This window comes from Ectopseudomonas alcaliphila, from assembly GCF_900101755.1.
Lineage (GTDB): Bacteria > Pseudomonadota > Gammaproteobacteria > Pseudomonadales > Pseudomonadaceae > Aquipseudomonas > Aquipseudomonas alcaliphila.
This window is the reverse complement of record NZ_FNAE01000001.1, coordinates 1,255,038-1,274,281: the sequence shown is the minus strand read 5'-3', so window position 1 is coordinate 1,274,281 and position 19,244 is coordinate 1,255,038. Positions and strand designations below refer to the sequence as shown.

15 protein-coding genes are annotated in these 19,244 nt (G+C 64.7%); 12 read left to right on the top strand and 3 right to left on the bottom strand.

The genetic code is table 11. The features are described from left to right. Positions 1–79: 79 nt before the first annotated feature. The 3 genes from BLR77_RS06135 (at position 80) to BLR77_RS06125 (ending at position 2,795) form a co-directional block, all read left to right on the top strand. The gene (locus BLR77_RS06135; RefSeq protein WP_074675957.1) at positions 80–427 is read left to right on the top strand and encodes an FmdB family zinc ribbon protein; all 348 of its coding nucleotides are present in this window, start codon (positions 80–82) and stop codon (positions 425–427) included. A 204-nt stretch (positions 428–631) separates the two neighbouring features. Next, positions 632–1,675, top strand: coding sequence for an aliphatic amidase (locus BLR77_RS06130; RefSeq protein WP_074675955.1), 1,044 nt, complete (start codon positions 632–634; stop codon positions 1,673–1,675). Positions 1,676–1,760: 85 nt separating this feature from the next. Beyond that, positions 1,761–2,795, top strand: coding sequence for an AAA family ATPase (locus BLR77_RS06125; protein WP_074675953.1), 1,035 nt, complete (start codon positions 1,761–1,763; stop codon positions 2,793–2,795). 71 nt (positions 2,796–2,866) lie between these two features. Here the strand turns inward: BLR77_RS06125 and BLR77_RS06120 are convergent, their stop codons facing one another. Together BLR77_RS06120 and BLR77_RS06115 are read right to left on the bottom strand one after the other, a co-directional pair. Next, positions 2,867–3,334, bottom strand: coding sequence for an REP-associated tyrosine transposase (locus tag BLR77_RS06120; RefSeq protein WP_074675951.1), 468 nt, complete (start codon positions 3,332–3,334; stop codon positions 2,867–2,869). Between the two features lie 106 nt (positions 3,335–3,440). Continuing rightward, entirely contained in the window at positions 3,441–5,024 is a 1,584-nt protein-coding gene (locus tag BLR77_RS06115; RefSeq protein ID WP_074675949.1) for a peptide chain release factor 3, read from the bottom strand. Positions 5,025–5,269: 245 nt separating this feature from the next. Here BLR77_RS06115 and BLR77_RS06110 point away from each other — a divergent pair, with 245 nt between their 5' ends. The 9 genes from BLR77_RS06110 to BLR77_RS06070 all read left to right on the top strand — a co-directional run bounded on the left by BLR77_RS06110 (position 5,270) and on the right by BLR77_RS06070 (position 16,717). After that, positions 5,270–7,801: a sulfite reductase flavoprotein subunit alpha gene (locus BLR77_RS06110; RefSeq protein ID WP_074676782.1), complete on the top strand. Its 2,532-nt coding sequence runs from the start codon at positions 5,270–5,272 to the stop codon at positions 7,799–7,801. A 90-nt stretch (positions 7,802–7,891) separates the two neighbouring features. After that, positions 7,892–8,590 carry a response regulator transcription factor gene (locus tag BLR77_RS06105; RefSeq protein ID WP_074675947.1) on the top strand — a complete coding sequence of 233 codons (699 nt, stop codon included), beginning with the start codon at positions 7,892–7,894 and terminating at the stop codon, positions 8,588–8,590. Beyond that, complete coding sequence (locus BLR77_RS06100; protein WP_074675945.1) at positions 8,587–9,921, top strand: sensor histidine kinase; 1,335 nt, start codon at positions 8,587–8,589, stop codon at positions 9,919–9,921. The genes BLR77_RS06105 and BLR77_RS06100 overlap by 4 nt, the downstream gene beginning before the upstream one ends. A gap of 88 nt (positions 9,922–10,009) precedes the next feature. Next, positions 10,010–11,959 (top strand): TonB-dependent receptor domain-containing protein, encoded by a 1,950-nt coding sequence (locus tag BLR77_RS06095; RefSeq protein WP_074675943.1) that lies wholly within the window; start codon positions 10,010–10,012, stop codon positions 11,957–11,959. Next, positions 11,959–13,062 (top strand): ABC transporter substrate-binding protein, encoded by a 1,104-nt coding sequence (locus tag BLR77_RS06090; RefSeq protein WP_083366027.1) that lies wholly within the window; start codon positions 11,959–11,961, stop codon positions 13,060–13,062. The genes BLR77_RS06095 and BLR77_RS06090 overlap by 1 nt, the downstream gene beginning before the upstream one ends. An 11-nt stretch (positions 13,063–13,073) precedes the next feature. Next, a complete protein-coding gene (locus BLR77_RS06085; RefSeq protein WP_074676780.1) occupies positions 13,074–14,111 on the top strand; it encodes a FecCD family ABC transporter permease in 1,038 nt (345 codons plus the stop codon). Continuing rightward, positions 14,108–14,911: an ABC transporter ATP-binding protein gene (locus BLR77_RS06080; RefSeq protein WP_074675940.1), complete on the top strand. Its 804-nt coding sequence runs from the start codon at positions 14,108–14,110 to the stop codon at positions 14,909–14,911. Before BLR77_RS06085 ends, BLR77_RS06080 begins: the two co-directional genes overlap by 4 nt. Next, positions 14,895–15,173: a DUF2218 domain-containing protein gene (locus tag BLR77_RS06075; protein WP_074675939.1), complete on the top strand. Its 279-nt coding sequence runs from the start codon at positions 14,895–14,897 to the stop codon at positions 15,171–15,173. Before BLR77_RS06080 ends, BLR77_RS06075 begins: the two co-directional genes overlap by 17 nt. A gap of 380 nt (positions 15,174–15,553) precedes the next feature. After that, positions 15,554–16,717, top strand: a complete 1,164-nt coding sequence (locus tag BLR77_RS06070; protein WP_074675938.1) for a type III PLP-dependent enzyme — start codon at positions 15,554–15,556, stop codon at positions 16,715–16,717. Between the two features lie 170 nt (positions 16,718–16,887). Here BLR77_RS06070 and BLR77_RS06065 read toward each other — a convergent pair whose 3' ends face one another. Next, entirely contained in the window at positions 16,888–19,116 is a 2,229-nt protein-coding gene (locus tag BLR77_RS06065) for a TonB-dependent receptor domain-containing protein (protein WP_074675937.1), read from the bottom strand. Between the last annotated feature and the right edge of the window lie 128 nt (positions 19,117–19,244).

Here is a 19,244-nt window from a genome sequence, read left to right as displayed (position 1 = left end):
AGGGGCTTCAGCCGCGACAATCGCCGCTAAAGCGCCTCCCACAATGCGCCGTCGTCCTATCTTTTGCGAGGAACCAGTCATGCCCATCTACGAATACGACTGCCCGAGCTGTGGCGATTTCACCGTGCTGCGGCCGATGGCCGAGCGTGACGCCGCCTGCGCCTGCCCGTACTGCGACACGCCGAGCGAGCGGGTAATTCTCAGTGCGCCGGGCCTGACCAGCATGGCCGGCAGCCAGCGCCGCGCCCATGAAACCAACGAGCGCAGCGCCCATGCGCCGCAAAATCTCGAAGAGTACAAGGCCAACCGCAAGCACCCGGCCGGCTGCAGTTGCTGCGGCCCGAGCAAACCGGTCGAGCTCACCAAGGCCAACCCCCACGGCCTCAAGGCCAGCCCTTCGGCGCGGCCGTGGATGATCAGTCACTGAGGCTGTTTATTGGGTCTCCGCCTGCGCGGGGATGACGTGGGTTTTCACCGTCATTCCCGCGAATGCGGGCATCCAGTTCGCAGAACGTTCCTGTCGGAGCGGCTGGGCGGCATTCCGCTTCAGCCGCAATAAAAGGCGACACAGAGAGAATTTCGCGGCTGAAGCCGCTCCCACAAACCGCAGTCAACCGGAGGATCTACAGCCATGCGCCACGGCGATATTTCCAGCAGCCCTGATACCGTCGGCGTTGCCGTCGTCAATTACAAGATGCCGCGCCTGCACACCAAGGCCGAGGTGCTCGACAACGCGCGCAAGATCGCCGAGATGATCAAGGGCATGAAGCTCGGCCTGCCCGGCATGGACCTGGTGGTGTTCCCCGAGTACAGCACCATGGGCATCATGTACGACAAGGACGAGATGATGGCCACCGCCGCCACCATCCCCGGTGAGGAAACCGCGATCTTCTCCGCCGCCTGCCGCGAGGCCAGGACCTGGGGCATCTTCTCGCTCACCGGCGAGCGTCACGAAGAGCACCCGCACAAGGCGCCGTACAACACGCTCATCCTGATCAACGACCAGGGCGAGATCGTCCAGCGCTACCGCAAATGCATTCCCTGGTGCCCCATCGAGGGCTGGTATCCGGGCGACCGCACCTACGTATCCGAAGGCCCCAAGGGCATGAAGGTCAGCCTGATCATCTGCGACGACGGCAACTACCCGGAAATCTGGCGCGACTGCGCAATGAAAGGCGCCGAGCTGATCGTGCGTTGCCAGGGCTACATGTACCCGGCCAAGGATCAGCAGGTGCTGATGGCCAAGACCATGGCCTGGGCCAACAACTGCTACGTGGCGGTGGCCAACGCTACCGGCTTCGACGGCGTGTACAGCTACTTCGGCCACTCGGCGCTGATCGGCTTCGACGGTCGCACCCTCGGCGAATGTGGCGAGGAGGAAATGGGCATCCAGTACGCCCAGCTGTCGGTGTCGCAGATCCGCGACGCGCGCGCCAACGACCAGTCGCAGAACCACCTGTTCAAGCTGCTGCATCGCGGTTACACCGGCGTCTACAACTCCGGTGATGGCGACAAGGGCGTGGCCGATTGCCCGTTCGAGTTCTATCGCACCTGGGTGCTGGACGCGCAGAAGGCCCAGGAGGATGTGGAGAAACTCACCCGCTCGACCATTGGTGTGGCCGACTGTCCGGTGGGTGAGCTGCCGCATCCGGGCAAGGAGCGCGTTGCTGGATAGGACTTGATCGCCGGCAAGCCGGCTCCTACACGACCTCGTAGGAGCCGGCTTGCCGGCGATGCTTTGGCTTTATGGAACAGAGAATATGCCCTTCGCCAACGATCTGATCGACAGCAACCGCGAGCGCCTGGAGCAGCAGGGCGTTACCCTGCTGCAATCACGTTTCCTCTTCGAACCCGCTGCCGTGATGGCCGTGCTGCGCTCGCGCATCGTCGGCCAGGACGCGGTGCTGGCGCAGCTCGAGGCCATGCTCAAGGTGGTCAAGGCCGATATCGGCGAGCGTGAGCGGCCACTGGCGGTCAACCTGTTCATGGGGCCGACTGGCGTCGGCAAGACCGAGGTCGTGCGCCTGCTGGCGCAGGCCATTCATGGCCGCGCCGATGCCTTGTGCCGCATCGACATGCACACCCTGGCCCAGGAGCACTACGCCGCTGCGTTGACTGGCGCGCCGCCTGGTTATGTCGGCAGCAAGGAAGGCACCACGCTGTTCGATGCCGAGGCCATTGCCGGCAGCTTTGGGCGGCCTGGCATCGTGCTGTTCGACGAGCTGGAGAAGGCCAGCCCCGAAGTGCTGCGTAGCCTGCTCGGCATTCTCGAACATGGTCGACTGACCCTGACCGCCGGCAGCCGCACCCTGGATTTCCGTAACAGCCTGATCTTCATGACCAGCAACATCGGCGCGCAGCAGGCGCAGCGTTATCGCGATCGTTTCGCCTGTGGCTGGCGACGTTGGCTGGGGCTGGCGCCGAGAGGCGAGGCTGCATTGCTGGAGCAGGTGCTGCACGAGTGTTTCGAGCCGGAATGGCTCAATCGTATCGACCGCATTCTGGTGTTCGAGCGCATCGACGAGCAGTGGCTGGACGCCTTGCTGAACATCGAACTGGACAAGCTCAACCAGCGCCTGGGCCGTCAGGGCCGTTCGCTGCACGTAGAGCAGAGCGCCCGCACCTGGCTATGCCGCGACCATGACATCCGCTTCGGTGCTCGCGCATTGGCGCGGCGGCTGCGCACCGAACTGGAGCCGGCAATCGCCGAATGCCTGCTGGATGACCCAGCCACGACACGACTGCTTTGCACCTGCGAGCGCGATAGTTTGCTGGTCAGCGAGTGCTCTTCGTAGGAGCCGGCTTGCCGGCGATCTGTTTTGAGCAGAAAAGCATCGCCGGCAAGCCGGCTCCTACAGGACGGGCGTTACAGCCAGATCGCATCCCAGTGGGGATAGTCTCCGATGTGCTTTACCAGCCCAGCACGCAATGGATTGGCGACGATGTAACGCGCCGTGGTGGTTAGCTCTTCTTCCTTGCGCAGGGCATGATCGTGAAAGCCCTTCTGCCAGACGCGACCGCTGGCGTTTCGAGCCTTGTTGATGGCGATGGCGCTGCGGGATTTGAGCTGCAATACCAGCTTTGACAGTGGCATCTCCCGCAGCTGGACAAGCCAGTGCAGGTGATCGGGCATTACTACCCAGGCGAGGGAGTGGACGAGTTGCTGATCATGCAGGCGGCGCATTTCTGCAATCAGCAGCCTTGCTGAGCGCCAGTCCTGAAAGGTGGGATGCCGTTGATAGGTGACTGTAGTCAGCAGGTAGGCGCGATTCGCTTCGGAAAGGCGGCCGGAGCGCAGGGCATGGCCATGATGGGTAAAACGGCTGGAATCCATTCCAGGTCTCTCGCTATCAAATGTAGGAGCCGGCTTGCCGGCGATCAGGGGCAAGCGTGGTTCAGAAGCTGATCGCCCGCAAGCGGGCTCCTACACGTTTGAGCCTTTAGTGATGCTCGCGCGTGGCGCGGAACTTGACCTCCGGCCAGCGCTCTTCCATCAGGCTGAGGTTGACGCGGGTCGGGGCCAGGTAGGTGAGGTGGCCGCCGCCGTCGACGGCGAGGTTCTCATAGGCCTTGTCCTTGAATTCCTTGAGCTTCTTCTCGTCGCTGCATTCGATCCAGCGCGCCGACCAGACGTTGATCGCCTCGTAGGCGCATTCCACCTTGTATTCCTCCTTGAGGCGACTGGCGACCACGTCGAACTGCAGCACGCCGACCGCGCCGAGGATGATGTCGTTGTTGCGCTCGGGGAAGAACACCTGGGTGGCGCCTTCCTCGGCCAGTTCCTGCAGGCCCTGGCGCAGCTGCTTGGATTTCAGCGGGTCTTTCAGGCGCACGCGGCGGAACAGTTCCGGGGCGAAGTGTGGGATGCCGGTGAAACCCAGGTTTTCGCCTTCGGTGAAGGTGTCGCCGATCTGGATGGTGCCGTGGTTGTGCAGGCCGATGATGTCGCCGGCGTAGGCCTCTTCCAGGTGCTCGCGCTCGCTGGAGAAGAAAGTCAGGGCGTCGCCGACGCGCACGTCCTTGCCCAGGCGCGCGTGGCGCATCTTCATACCCTGTGTGTATTTGCCCGAGCAGATACGCATAAAGGCAATCCTGTCCCTATGCTTCGGGTCCATGTTCGCCTGGATCTTGAACACGAAGCCGGAGAATTTCTCTTCGGTCGGCTCCACAGTGCGCTCGTTGGCCGCGCGTGGCAGTGGGCGCGGCGCCCAATCGACCACGGCGTCGAGCACATGGTCGACGCCGAAGTTGCCCAATGCGGTGCCGAAGAATACCGGGGTCATCTCGCCCTTGAGGAAGGCCTCGGCATCGAATTCGTGGCAGGCGCCCTGCACCAGTTCCAGCTCTTCAACGAAGCGCTCGTACATGTCGCCGAGGTGGTTGCGAGCTTCGTCGGAATCCAGCTTCTCGATGATCTTGACTGCGGTGCGCTCATGGCCATGACCCGGGGTGTAGACGATGATGTAGTCGCCGGTCAGGTGGTAGACACCCTTGAAATCCTTGTAGCAGCCGATCGGCCAGGTGATGGGCGCGGCCTTGATGTTGAGTACCGCCTCGATCTCGTCGAGCAGCTCGATGGGGTCGCGGATATCGCGGTCGAGCTTGTTGATGAAGCTGACGATCGGCGTGTCACGCAGGCGGCACACGTCCATCAGGGCGATGGTGCGTGGTTCGACGCCCTTGCCGCCGTCGAGCACCATCAGTGCACTGTCCACCGCGGTCAGGGTGCGGTAGGTGTCTTCGGAGAAGTCTTCGTGGCCGGGGGTGTCGAGCAGGTTGATCATGTGCTCGCGGTAGGGGAACTGCATCACCGAGGTGGTGATGGAGATGCCGCGCTGCTTCTCCATTTCCATCCAGTCGGAGGTGGCGTGGCGGTCGGATTTACGCGACTTCACGGTCCCCGCGACTTCGATGGCCTTGCCCATCAGCAGCAGCTTTTCGGTGATGGTGGTCTTGCCGGCGTCCGGGTGAGAAATGATGGCGAAAGTACGGCGCTTGGCGACTTCGGCGGCCTGGGTGGTCATGAATGCGTGCCTGGATGAAAGCGTTGAAGGCACCTTGGTGCCCGGAAAACTGCCGATTATACCGATAACTGCATACTCTGGCCGAGGGACACTGATCGGCTTTGGAGCTGCCGTGGGACGGACCTGAGGTGGGCCGGCAGGTGATGCGCAGATGCGTAAATATCGCGTAAATGAATGGTTATGAAAATTATTCCCATATAGAGTAGCCGCCCGTCGCAGTGGGTCAGGGTAAGGGTGGCTCCGTCGTGTTCAAGAAAATCATCTTCCAGTTGCACTGGTTCTTCGGCATCAGCGCCGGCCTGGTGCTGGCTGTCATGGGGATCACCGGTGCTCTTTATAGCTTCGAGGGCGAGATAACCCGGGCGATCAATGCCGAGCGCTGGCAGATCCAGCCCAGCGCGCAGGGGCATCTCACGCCAGGCGAGCTGGCTGCGCGGATCGAGGCTGCCACCGCTGACCGTGTCACCGGATTGTGGGTTGACGGGCGGCATGACGGGCCGGGCATGGCCTTTCTTTCTCCACTACCGGGTGAGCGGCGCGGGCCGCGCATCGTCTTCGACCCTTACACCGGTGAGGTGCTGGCCAAGCCGATCGGCCAGGACTTCTTCCAGTTGATGCTGATGCTGCACCGCTTCCTGTCCATGGGCGAGGTGGGCAAGCAGATCACGGCTGCCAGCACCCTGGCGCTGATTTTCTTCTGCTTGTCCGGCCTCTATCTGCGTTGGCCGCGCAAGGCGCTCAGTTGGCGCACCTGGCTGACCCTGGACTGGAAGAAGAAGGGCCGCAGCTTCAATTGGGATCTGCACGCAGTTGCCGGCACCTGGGCGCTGCTGTTCTACCTCTGCGCCGGGCTCACGGGGCTGTACTGGTCCTATGACTGGTATCGCGAGGGGCTGACACGCATGCTCTCCGATACGCCACCGGAAAAGCGCGCTGAAGGGCGTGGTCGCGGTGGTCGTGAAGCGCCCAATGGCGCCGCTCCCGAAGTCGACTACGACGCCGTGTGGCAGAGCATCCAGCAGGCCGCCGGACCCAAGCTGCTGGCCTGGAATCTGCGCCTGCCGCCGGTTGCCGGACAGCCGGCGACCGTCTTCTACATGCTCGATGGCGCCGAGCATGTGCGCGCCATCAACCAGTTTCAGATCGACCCGAAAAGCGGCGAAGTCAGCCGCCATGAACGCTACGCCGAGAAGAGCTTCAAGGCGCAATTGCTGGCCAGCGTCTATGCCCTGCATGTCGGCGAATACTTCGGTATGCCGGGCCGTATCCTGATGATGCTGGCCACTGGCGCCATGCCGCTGTTCTTCATCACCGGCTGGCTGCTGTACCTGGATCGCCGGCGCAAGAAGCGCGCGGCGCTGGCGGCACGCGGTGCGTTGAAAGACGCTGACACGGGCGAAGGCTGGTTGGTCGGCTTCGCCAGCCAGAGCGGTTTCGCCGAGCAGCTGGCCTGGCAGAGCGCCGGGCAGTTGCAGGCCGCCGGCATCCCGGTGCGGGTCGAGCCGCTGTCGCGTGTCGATGCCGACAGCCTGCGCCAGACGCAGAAGGCGCTTTTCGTGGTCAGCACCTTTGGTGATGGTGAGGCGCCGGACGCCGCGCAGGGCTTCGAGCGCAAGGTGCTCGGCGGCTCGGTGCCGCTCGAACAACTGAGCTATGCCGTGCTGGCGCTGGGTGACCGGCAGTACCAGCACTTCTGCGGCTTCGCCCGACGGATCAACGACTGGCTGGGTTTGCAGGGCGCGCAGCGCCTGTTCGACAGCGTTGAGGTCGACGGCGCCGACCAGGCTGCTCTGCAGCAATGGCAGCAGAAATTGAGCGAGCTGACCGGCGCCGCGCCGATTCGTTTCGAACAGGCGCCCTGGCAGAGCTGGACGCTGGTCGAGCGGCGTTTGCTCAACCCTGGCAGTCAGGGCGCGCCGGTGTTCTTCCTCGGCCTGACGCCGGCTGCGCAGATCACCTGGCAGGCCGGCGACATCCTGGAAATTCATCCACGCCATGCCTCTGCGCGCGTGCTGGCCTGGCTGCAGCACTCCGGTTTCGACGGCTTCGAGCCGGTGACGCTCGATGGCCAGGCGATGAGCCTGCGCGAAGCCCTGGCCGAACGCCAGTTGCCGGACAGCTTCGCCCATCTGGTCGGGCTGCATGCCCAGGCGCTGGTCGAAGCGCTGGTGCCGCTGGGCACGCGGGAATACTCCATCGCTTCGGTGGCGGCCGATGGTGTGCTGCAACTTATCGTGCGCCAGGCCGTGCAGACCGACGGCAGCCTTGGCCTGGGTTCCGGCTGGCTGACCGAGCATTTGCCCGTAGGCGGCCAGTTGCTGGCGCGGCTACGGCGCAACAGCGGGTTCCATCTGCCGGACGATGACCGCCCACTGATTCTGATCGGCAATGGCACCGGCCTGGCCGGGCTGCGTTCGCTGCTGCGCGCGCGCGCACTGGCCGGGCAGGGGCGCAACTGGTTGCTGTTCGGCGAGCGTAACCGGACCTGCGACTTCTTCTGTGGCGATGAGCTGCAGGCGGCGCTGGCGGCAGGTGAGCTGCAGCATCTGGATCTGGTGTTTTCTCGCGATCAGGCCGACAAGCGCTACGTGCAGGATCTGCTGCGCGAACAGGGCGAGCGCCTGCATGCCTGGCTGAACGAGGGCGCGGCGATCTACGTCTGCGGCAGCCTGCAGGGCATGGCCGGTGGTGTCGATGCGGCGTTGCGCGAGCTGCTTGGCGACGCGACGGTACAGGAGTTGGTCGAGGAAGGGCGCTATCGCCGCGACGTCTATTGACCCCGAGCAAGATGCGCCGTGCGGGGCGAAGTTGCCGAAGTGGTTTTTATATATGAGAATCATTCGCCTTAATTGCCCCGAGTAGCCGACATGACCGCCAGCCTGGCCCGTATCCTGATCGTCGAGGACGATCGCACCCTGGCCGCCCAGCTCGGCGAGCTGCTGCGCGGTCAGGGCTATGCCATCAGTGCCTGTCACCTGGGCGAGTCGGGGTTGGAGACGGCGCTGCGCGAGGCGCCGGACCTACTTCTGCTCGACGTGATGCTGCCGGACGTCAACGGCTTTTCCGTGCTGCGTCGCCTGCGTGAGCAGCAGCAGACGCCGGTGATCATGCTCACCGCCTGTGGCGCCGAGGAAGAGCGCATTCGCGGCCTGCGCCACGGTGCCGATGACTACTTGCCCAAGCCCTTCAACATCACCGAACTGCAACTGCGCATCGACGCCGTGCTGCGCCGCACGCGCCCCCAGGAGAACGCGCGCGGCGGCCAGGCGCAGCAGTTGCAGGTCGACGAACTGCACCTGGACCGCCACGCCCAGCAGGCGCGGGTCGGTGACTGCGACCTGACGCTGACGCCGCTGCAATTCCGCCTGCTCTGGTTGCTGGTCAGCCATCGCGGCGAGGCGCTGAGCAAACCCTACCTGTACCGCATGGCGCTGGAGCGCGAGTACAGCCAGTACGACCGCAGCCTGGACATGCACGTCAGCCGCATCCGTCGTCGCCTGGCCGAAGCCGGCCTCGGCGCCGACCGACTACAGACCCTGCACGGCCGCGGTTACGCCTTCACATGAATCACCGTCTGTTCTGGAAGCTGTGCCTGGTCATCGGCCTGGGCAGCGTGCTGCTGTTCTGGATCATCGCCCGCGTAGCCTGGCAGACCGAGGAGCGCATGAGCTTCATCGATGCCGAGCACCAGCGCACCCTGCGCCACTACGGCGAGCAGGCCGAGGCGATGTACCGCGCTGGCGATCATGAGGCGCTGGCACGCTGGCTGACCACCCTGCAGCAGCAGGAGCAGACCTGGGCGGCGGTGGTCGAGTCCGACGTGCGACCGCTGGCCGGCAGCGTGCTCACCGAGCGCTTCCAGGAGGGCTTCGGCCTGGGCCGCGACGTGAGCTGGAAGATCCACCTGTACTTCCAGGAAAACCCGATCATGGACCTGCCGTTCGCCGACGGCCGGACCCACTTCCTGATCATCCTGCCGCAGCGCATGCGCCCCGGCCTCAACTGGCATTACGCCAAGTTGCTGCTGCAACTGGTGGTGCCGCTGGTGCTGATGCTGATCGTCTGCCTGGTGCTCTATCGCCACCTGATGCAGCCGCTCGGTCGCCTGGAGCAGGCCACCCGGCAGTTCAGCGATGGCCGCCTGGACGTGCGCGTGCGCTCGCTGCTGGGCTCGCGCAACGACGAGCTGGCGCGCCTGGCCGAGACCTTCGACGCCATGGCCGCGCGCACCGGGCAACTGATCATCGACCAGCGTCAGCGTCTGGCGGATATGTCCCACGAGCTGCGCACGCCGCTGACGCGCATCGAGATGGCGGTGAGCCTGGCCGAGCAGGATGGCGGCCAGCGCCAGTTGCTCGAACGTATCCGCGACGACTGCGCCGGCATGCGTCGTCTGGTCGAGGATGCCCTGACCCTGAGCTGGCTGGAGAACGAACGCCCGGAGCTGCGTGACGAGAACCTGGACCTGTCCGAACTGCTCGACAGCATCCTCGACGATGCGCGTTTTGAGTACCCGGATCGGCAGGTTCTCTGCCAGATGCCCGACAGCGCGCCGCTACATGGCAGCAGCAGCCGGGCGCTGGGCCAGGCCATCGAGAACGTGGTGCGCAATGCGTTGGATCACACGCCGGCAGGCGGCCAGATCGAGGTCAGCCTGAGCGAGGAGGGCGATGCCTGGCTGTTGCAGGTTGCCGACCAGGGGCCGGGCGTAGCCGAGCAGTGGCTGGAGCGTATCTTCCAGCCATTTTTCCGTGGCGGCAGCGAGCGTGCCGGTTTCGGCCTCGGCCTGGCGCTGGCGCAGCGCCAGGTCAGCGCCACCGGCGGCAGCGTTCGCGCGAGCAATCGCGTCGGCGGCGGTTTGCTCATGGACATCCGCCTGCCACGCGCGGCGATGTAACAGTTGTAAAAGTGATTCCCAGTCCAGGTGCTTGTGATGAGAATTCGCAAATGCGAAATATTCACATCTTTCCTGGGGAGGATCGATCATGCCGCACTGCCCTTATCGCCTGAGTCTGCTCGGCGCCATTACCTTCGGTAGTCTGCTCGCCGCGCAGGCGCACGGCGCCGATGCCGCGCTGGAGTTGCAGGCGCAGGAGATCACCGCAGCGGCCATCGACCGCAACGAGAGCGTCGAGGCCGAGCAGTTGCAGCGCTACCAGGCCAGCGACCTGCAGGAAGTGTTCGAGTCCAACCCCGAGGTGTCCGTGGCCGGCGGCCCCGGCGTGGCGCAGAAGCTCTACCTGCGCGGCCTGGAAGACACCCTGCTGAACATTAGCATCGACGGTGCCAGCCAGCCCGGGCAGACCTTCCACCACACCGGCCGTATCGGTATCGAGCCTGAGCTGCTCAAACGCGCCGAGGTGCAGGCCGGCACCGGCGACGCGACCGCCGGACCGGGCGCGCTGGGCGGTGCGATCCGCTTCGTCACCAAGGACCCGGACGACCTGCTGCGCGACGGCGAGCAGCTCGGTGCGCTGCTCAAGACCGGCTATTTCAGCAATGGCGAAGGCTACAAGAGCAGCGCCAGCGTGTTCGGCCGTTTCAACCAGAACTGGTCGGCGCTGGCCATGACCACCTACCAGGATCAGAACGACTACGAGGACGGCAGAAACGACGACGTGCTCGGCACCGCTGCGCGGCAGAAGCTCGGTTTCGCCAAGCTGGTGGGCAAGCTCAGCGACGAGCAGACGCTGCGCCTGAGTTACGAGAAGCGCATCGACGAAGGCGAGCGCAGCCAGCGCCCGCAGTGGATCCCGAGCAGCTTCAACCGTCTGTATCCGCTGAGCACCGAGCGCGAGACCTGGACGCTCAACTACGCCTGGCAGCCGGTGAACAACGACCTGCTGGATGTCGAGCTGACCACCTATCACACCACCAACGAGCTGGAGCAGGACGGCCGCTTCGGTCTCTACATCGGTGATACCCGCAGCACCGGCTTCGACCTGCGCAATACCAGCCGCCTCGGCGCCCACCAGCTGACCTATGGCGTCGACTTGCGCGATGACCGCACCACCCTCGGCCCGGCCGGCGACCGCGAGCTGGACCACGAGGACGGCGAAGTGCTCGGCCTCTATCTGCAGGACCGCTACCAGATCACCTCGCGCCTGCAGCTCGACGCCGGCCTGCGCTACGACCGCTACAAGCTCGATGACCGCGACAAGCAGAACTTCACCGAGGAGGGCGTCAGCCCCAACCTCGGCCTGCGCTACCAACTGACGCCCGAGCTGGCCGTCTTCGCCGGCCAGGCGCGCGCACTGCGCGGGCCGCAGGTGCGTGATGCGTTCAAGATGGACAGCTCCGGCAATGACCCGGATCTGAAGGCGGAAAAGGCGCGTACCGACGAGATCGGCTTCGACTACCGCGCCGGCGGCTGGGAGCTGAACGGCAAGGCCTACGTCACTCGGATCAAGGATGCCATCGCCGACCCCATCGGCCGGCCAAACCTGTATGAGAACGTCGGCGACCTGAAGAGCAAGGGCCTGCTGCTCAGCACCGCCTACCACTGGCAGCAGCTCAGCCTGGGCCTGAGCTACCACCGCAACGAGGCGCGTCTGGATGGCGAGCGCCTCAACGTCTACGAATACAACGGCCTGGGTACCAGCCTAGGCGACACCTGGACCAGCTTCGCCGACTATCGCGCCAGCGATAGCCTCAGCCTCGGCTGGCAGGGCCGCTTCGTGCGTGGCATCGACACCCTGCATACCGGCGTCGGCGACGTGTCCAAGCCAGGCTATGGCGTGCATGACCTGTATGCCGAATGGCAGGCCGTGCCTGAAAGCCTGACCGTGACCCTGACCCTGAAGAACCTGCTCGACAAGCAGTACCTGGATCACGCCAGCAACGAGGATTTCGAGCACATTCCGGACTACGAGGGCATCCGTGGCTCTTACGAGCCAGGGCGTGAGCTGCGTCTGGGCCTGGCATGGCGAATCTGATGGGGCGAGCAATCGTTGCGGTATTGCTGGGGCTGGCGTTGCTGGCCCCGGTGCAGGCGCAAGTGCTGAGCGATCTGGCCGGGCGTGAGGTCGAGGTGCCCGAGCGGGTCGAGCGCATCGTGCTGGGTGAAGGCCGTCTGCTGCCGGTGCTGGCCATTCTCGAAGGCGAGCACCTGCTGGAGCGTCTGGTGGGCATGCCGGCCGACCTGGCGCTGGTCGATCCGGGCAGCGCGCGGCAATACCAGCAGGCCTTTGCCGAACTGGCCAGCGTGCCGCGTATCGGCCAGGGTGCGGCCGATACCTTCAGCCTGGAGCAGGTACTGACATTGCGCCCGGATCTGGCCATCTTCAGCCTCTCCGGGCATGGTCCGGACAGCAGCCAGGGCCGGCTGATCGAGCAGTTGCAGCGCGCCGGGGTGGCGGTGCTGTTCGTCGACTTTCGCGAGCAGCCGCTGACCAATACGCCGCGCAGCATGACCCTGCTCGGCCAGGCCCTGGGCCGTGAGGCACGTGCCGAGGCGTTCAACGCGGCGCATGCCGAGGCGCTGGCCGCGGTGCGCGAGCGCTTGCCGCAAGGCGCCGCGCCCAAGGTATTTCTGCACAGTCGCGCCGGCCTTGGCGATGGCTGCTGCGAAAGCATGGCGCGCGGCATGTTCGCCGATCTGCTGGCCGAGGCCGGCGGCGACAATATCGCCCGCGAGCGCCTGCCCGGCCATGCCGGCACCCTTAGTCTGGAACTGCTGCTCAGCCAACCGCCCGAGCTGTATATCGCCAGCGCCGTGGGCTCGGCCGACAGCCTGGCCGAAGGCGCGACCTATATCGCCCTGGGGCCGGGCGTGGCGGCGGATGCGGCGCAGGCCTCGCTCAGACGGCTGCTTGGGCGTGGCGGTCTGCAGCACCTGAGCGCCGTGCGCGAGGGCAGAGCACATGCCATCTGGCATGGCTTCTACAACAGCCCGTTCAACGTGGTGGCGGTGCAGGTATTCGCCAAGTGGCTGCACCCCGAAGCCTTTGCCGATCTCGATCCGCAGCGCACCTTGGAGCGCTTCTATCGTGAGTTCCAGCCGGTGGCGCTGGACGGCCAGTACTGGATCAGCCTGTGAGTGCGCAGACCATGCAGGCGCTGGGTCGCGCCTATCGCCGCACGCTATGGCGGCGCTGGGCCTGCCTGGGTGCGCTGGCGGCGTTGCTGCTGGCCAGTTTCATCGCCGATCTGGCCACCGGCCCGGCTGGCCTGAGCTGGTGGGACGTGGCGCGCGGGTTGCTGCAGCCGCAGCAGCTGGACGCGGCGCAGGCGGTGATCATTCTCGAGATCCGCGTGCCTTACGCGCTGATGGCGCTGGTGGTGGGCGCCAGCCTGGGCCTGGCCGGCGCGGAGATGCAGACGGCGCTGAACAACCCCCTGGCCAGCCCCTTCACTCTGGGCGTAGGTGCGGCGGCGACTCTCGGCGCGGCGCTGGTGATTCTGCTGCGGCCCAATCTGGCCGGGCTCGGCGCCGATCTGCTGCTGCCGCTGGCGGCCTTCGTCTGCGCCTTCATCTCCTGCCTGTTGCTGCTTCTGGTAGCGCGGGTGCTGGGCGAGGCGCTGCACACCCTGGTGCTGTTCGGTATCGCCCTGTTGTTCGGGCTCAATGCGCTGGTCGGGTTGCTGCAGTTTCTCGCCGATGCCGATGCGCTGCAGCAGATCGTGTTCTGGACGTTGGGCAGTCTGGCGCGTGCCGATCTGCAGCGGGTGGCACTGGTGGCCGTGGTGCTTGCCGTGTGCCTGACGCTTGCGCTGCGCCAGGCCTGGGCCATGACCAGCCTGCGTGGCGGCGAGGAGCAGGCACGCAGTCTGGGCATTCGCGTTGGCCGCCTGCGCACCTTCGTGCTGTTGCGGGTCAGCCTGCTCACCGGCGTGGCCACGGCCTTCGTTGGCGAGGTCGGCTTTATCGGTCTGGTCGGGCCGCATGTGGCGCGTCTGTTACTGGGAGAGGATCACCGCTTCTATTTGCCCGGCAGCGCACTGGCCGGTGCTCTGTTGCTGTCGCTGGCGTCCCTGGCCAGCCGCGCGCTGCTGCCTGGGGTGATCCTGCCGGTGGGGTTGGTGACTGCCGTGGTCGGTGTGCCGCTGTTTATCGCTCTGATCCTGGCGCGAGGGCGCAGCCTATGAGCCTGCTGATCGAGGGACTGGGGCTGAGCTATGGCGCGCGCAGCATCGTGCAGAATCTGACCCTGCCGGCCGTGGAGGCTGGCAGCCTGGTTGGCGTGCTCGGCCCGAACGGCGTCGGCAAGTCCTCGCTGCTGCGCGCCATCGCCGGCTTGCAGCTGTGTCAGGGAATGGCGCAGCTGGGTGAGGCGCCACTGAGCGGCGTGCCGCCCTGGCGCCAGCGGGCGCAGGTGGCTTATCTACCGCAGCAATTGCCGCAGGCGGTGTCGCTGCTGGCCTACGAAAGTTTGCTGGCGGCGGCGCGGGCGCGTTGTCCGCAGCTCGCTTCGCACGAGCTGGCAGCGCGGGTCGAGGCCATCCTGCAGCGCCTGGGCATCGAGCATCTGGCCCTGCAGCGTATGGATCGCCTGTCCGGCGGGCAGCGGCAACTGCTCGGCCTGGCGCAGGCGCTGGTGGGTGAGCCGCAACTGCTGCTGCTCGACGAGCCCACCAGTGCGCTGGATCTGCACTGGCAACTGCGTGTACTCGACTGTGTCGCCGAGCGTTGCGGCACCGAACGTGCCATCGCCTTGGTGGCCTGTCATGACCTCAACCTGGCGCTGCGTTTCTGCAGCCACCTGCTGTTGCTGGCGCCGGGCGGTGCCTACCGTTTCGGCGTACCCGCCGAGGTGCTGGACGCCGCCTGGCTGCGCCGCGCCTATGCCATCGAGGCGCGTATCGAACATTGCTCGCTCGGCCAGCCGCTGGTGCTGGCCGATAGCCCGCTGCTCAAGGAAGCCCCACGTCATGCCCAACAGCCATAGCCGTTTTCCCACTACCCAGGCACCGCGCCTGCTGGGTCGCCTGTGTAAGCACTTTTCGCACAAGATCGAGGCGCGCTGGAGCGAGCGCGAGGGACTGTTGCGTTTCTCCATCGGCGAATGCGTGCTGCAGGCCGATGACCAGGCTCTGCAGCTGACCTGCACAGCGCCGACCGCGGCCGAACTGGATGAGTTGCAGGAGGTGATCAGGCGCCATTTGCAGGGCTTCGCCCAGGTGGAGGAACTGGTGCTGCAATGGCACTGAAACAAGGCTGCGGCAAACTGGCTGAAAGCCCCGCCTGTTCAGCATTTCAGGGCGTTTTGTGTGATATCCGGAACGAGATGAAATTAGGGGTAATTTCCGGTTGATCTGAGGGGCGCATGGTCTTAAAGTCCGCGCCCGAACGTCCATGCTGGAAACGATCCATCCGGCTCAAGTACTGACGACGAGAGGTTGCCGGCCGGCGAGGTCGGTACCGGTGATGCTCGGCGACATGCCTTGGGAAGTAGGCGAACCAAAGTGGGGAAACTGTCAGACGTTCAGGCCAGCGCGATGCGCGGCCAGCCCCGACACGTGGCGGAACCTGTAAGCGGTTCTGCTGCCCGAATCAATGTGTTCCCGGTTTTGCCATTGGAGTCCCCAGCATGTCGATCAAGGTCGAAGACTACTACGCACCCGCCACTTTCCAGCGCATGAAGGCGTTCGCCGATCAGCACGAAACCCCGTTCGTGGTGATCGACCGGCAGATCATCAGCGATGCCTACGATCAGCTGGGCAACTGCTTCCCGTTCGCCAAGATCTATTACGCGGTCAAGGCCAACCCGGCCACCGAGATCATCGAGCTGCTGCGCGACAAGGGCTCGAGCTTCGATATCGCCTCGATCTACGAGCTGGACAAGGTCATGGCCACCGGCGTTGGCCCGGAGCGCATCAGCTACGGCAACACCATCAAGAAATCCCGCGATATCCGCTATTTCTTCGACAAGGGCGTGCGCCTGTTCGCCACCGACTCCGAAGCGGACCTGCGCAACATCGCCAAGGCCGCGCCGGGTTCCAAGATCTACGTGCGCATCCTCACCGAAGGCTCGACCAGCGCCGACTGGCCGCTGAGCCGCAAGTTCGGCTGCCAGCCGGACATGGCCCTGGACCTGCTGATCCTGGCCAAGCAACTGGGCCTGGTGCCTTACGGCATCTCCTTCCACGTTGGTTCGCAGCAGCGCGACATCGACGTCTGGGACGCCGCCATCGCCAAGGTCAAGGTGATCTTCGAGCGCCTCAAGGAAGAAGACGGCATCACCCTGCAGATGATCAACATGGGCGGCGGCTTCCCGGCCAACTACATCCAGCGCACCAATGACCTGGAAACCTACGCCGAGGAAATCACCCGCTTCCTCAAGGAAGACTTCGGCGACGAACTGCCGGAAATCATCCTCGAGCCGGGTCGTTCGCTGATCGCCAACGCCGGTGTGTTGGTCTCCGAAGTGGTGCTGGTGGCGCGCAAGTCGCGCACTGCAGTCGAGCGCTGGGTTTATGCCGACGTCGGCAAGTTCAGCGGCCTGATCGAAACCATGGACGAGTCGATCAAGTTCCCCATCTGGACCGAGAAGAAGGGCGAGATGGAAGAGGTGGTGATTGCCGGCCCGACCTGTGACAGCGCCGACATCATGTACGAGCACTACAAGTACGGCCTGCCGCTGAACCTGGCCAGCGGCGACCGCCTGTACTGGCTGTCGACCGGCGCCTACACCACCAGCTACAGCGCCGTGGAGTTCAATGGCTTCCCGCCGCTGAAGTCCTACTACCTGTAAGCGACTTTAGCGGCTATCGACGCCCTCCGAGTCGCCGCCTGTGCAAGCAGGGTGCTGTGTCAGCGCCTTGCAGCATTCGCTATAGCGTGAAAAGGCTGCGTCTCTGAAGCGCTGCCGCAAAGCAAAACGCCAGCCCTGGGGCTGGCGTTTTTCATGGGCGCTATGATCAATCAGAAGTCGATCACGGCGGATAGCCAGAGACGGCGGCCTTCTTCCACGGTGCCAGTGGTGGACTGGCCGGTCTGGATGTAATAGGACGACCAGGCCTGGTTGCCGCCGCTGTCCGTATACACCTTGCCGTCGAGGAAGTCCTTGTCGAACAGGTTGTAGATGCTGGCGTTCAGGGTCACGTTCTGCGAGGCCTTGAACGAGCCACCGAGGTGAAACACTTCGTAGGCCTTGAGGTCGCCGACCTGTTCATGGACCGCCAGATCAGCAGCCGACAGGTTGGCCGTGCGTTGCAGGAAGCGGGCACGTTCACCCCGGTATTCGCCGGAGAACCACAAGCTCAGACGATCGGTCGGTTTCCAGTTCAGCTTGGCGTGCGCCATGTGCTGGGGCGTGTTGGTCAGCGGTGCGCCCTTGTTGGCGCCGCTGCTCTGCTCGCTGTCGGTGTAGGTGTAGTTGCCCGACAGCGTCCAACCCGGTGCGAACTGCCAGCTACTGGCCAGTTCCAGACCTTGGGTGACAGCCTCATCGACGTTGACCAGCGGCGCACAGCCGGGATTGGGGGTGCCATTGACGTTCTGATTGCCCAGGCACAGCGGATGATCGGCGATGCGTGGCCCCTCGGCGATCTTGTCCTTGAACTTGTTGTGGAACAAGGTGGCATTCGCCTTGAAGCCAGAGAGACTGTCGAAGTAGGCGCCGATCTCGGTGCTGGTGCTGGTTTCCGGCTTGAGGTCAGGGTTGCCCACTGTAACGGCGCGGCCCTGTGCGGTGATGCCGTTGATGCCGTCGTGCAGGTCGTTCAGATCGGGCGTTTTGTAGCCACGGCTGACACCACCCTTGAGGGTCCAGTTGTCGGTGGTGTTCCACACCAGGTAGGCGCGCGGGCTGACATGGCCGCCGAAGGTCTCGTGGTCGTCGTAGCGCACGCCGAGGGTGAGCGCGAGATCTTCACGCAGGCGCCATTCGTCCTCGGCGAACAGTGCCCACATGCTTTGCTCGTAATCCTTCTGCGCCAGGCTGTCGGTCATCTCGGCTTCCCACCATTGGCCGCCAATGCTGGTGATGTGGCTATCACCCAGCGGGGCGACCAGCTTGGTGTCGAGCACCAGATTGCTGGTTTTCAGCTCGCGGTCGGCGCCGACGATGGCCCAGGGCGCGGAAGGTAGCGGCTGGCCGATATCGCCCCCGGCGTTACGTCCGGGGATGGTGCGGCCAAAGGTTTCCGTGGTGCTGTGAGTCAGGCTGTTGTCCCAGGTGCCGAAGCCCAGGCGTGCGGTGTGGCTGAGAGCGTACTGCTCACGTTCGAAACGCAGCTCGTCCTTGTAACCGCTGGCGCGGGGAGCAGTCGGGCCACAGCCTGTAGTCGGTGCGGTGTTGCCCGTGTTGGTGCCGTCGAGGCTACCGAGCTGGCATTCATCGTTGTCGTAGACCTGGCGGCCGCGTTCGATGTCGAGCGCGAAGTCATGATCTTCATGGGGGGTGAAAGTCAGTCGGCCACCGACGTTGCTGTTGCGGCCCTCGACCGGCGAGGCGCCGCGCCGGCTGACAGTGGTGTCGTTGTCGAAGCTCAGATCCGACGCCCCACGGTCATACAGGCTGCCGCGCAGTTGCAGGCCGAGCAGGCCGTCGATCAGGGGGCCACTGGCGTACAGGCTGGCCTTGCTGGCATCGCCGAAGTCGCGGTTCTCTTGATAGGTGTGATCCAGGGTCAGCGAGCCAGCCCATTCCTTGCCGACCTTGCGGGTGATGATGTTGATCACCCCGCCCATGGCATCGGAACCATAGAGGGTCGACATTGGCCCGCGGATCACTTCGATGCGCTCGATGGCGGACAGCGGTGGCATGAAGCTGGTGGACGTCTCGCCGAAACCGTTGGGCGTGACGTTGCCGGCTGCGTTCTGGCGGCGGCCGTCGATGAGGATCAGCGTATATTCGCTGGGCATGCCGCGGATGCTGATATTCAGCCCGCCAGTTTTGCCGGTGCCCTGACGCACGTCGATGCCTTCGACATCCTCGAGTGCCTCGGCGAGATTGCTGAAACTTTTCTGCTGCAACTCCTCGCGGCTGATCACACTGATGCTGGCGGGGGCTTCGGTGATCTTCTGTTCGAAGCCGGAGGCACTGACGACCACATCGCCCAGGGCGATAGGCTCATTGGCCTGGGCGCCGAAGCTGGCGGCCAAGGCGATGGCGCTGGCCAAGGCGGTGCGGGAATTGAGGGCGGACATCGATCTACTCCTGGCAGTAAGAGGGTGCAGTCGGAACGGTTGCAAACGGCCGGGATGATAGTGATTTGCATATAAGGTTCAATTGCGGATGATACCGGTGGACAGGGCATTCGGCTGGAGAGGCCGTG